Genomic DNA, 453 nt, shown 5'->3' with positions numbered 1-453 from the left:
GCCTCCAGAGCAGTGATGACGAAGCGCCGGCGGAATCCGACCCCGTCCTCGCGGCTACCGACCTGGGCCGCGCCGACGTCGAGCGCCGCCGCTTCCTCGCCATCGCGGCCTTCACCACCGCCGGCGTCGCCATGCCGCTCGGATACGACCACGAAGCCACCGCCCGCATGCTCCGCGCCCGCACCGGCACGTCCCTGGTCGGCGCGGAGGACGTGGACGTCGTACGCCAGATCACCGCGGCCTTCAGCGCCGCCGACGAGCGCCTCGGCGGCGGGCACGGCCTGACCACCGTCACCGCGTACCTCGCCGACACCGCCGCCCCCATGCTGCGCGGACGCTTCCCCAGCGAAGCCTTACGCCGGACCGCCTTCGGCGCCGTCGCCGAACTCGCCTACCTCGCAGGGTGGAAGCACCACGACCTCGGCCAGGAAGGCGCTGCCCAGCGCTACTACC

At 73.7% G+C, this 453-nt stretch carries 1 pseudogene; it reads left to right on the top strand.

The window, feature by feature from the left end:
• Positions 1-453 (top strand): annotated as a pseudogene (locus tag RNB18_RS51965) (tetratricopeptide repeat protein); the annotation flags it as partial.

It is taken from the genome of Streptomyces doebereineriae (assembly GCF_031845645.1).
Taxonomy (GTDB): Bacteria; Actinomycetota; Actinomycetes; order Streptomycetales; family Streptomycetaceae; genus Streptomyces; species Streptomyces canus.
The sequence above is the reverse complement of the archived record's forward strand: the minus strand, read 5'-3'. Positions and strand labels throughout refer to the sequence as shown.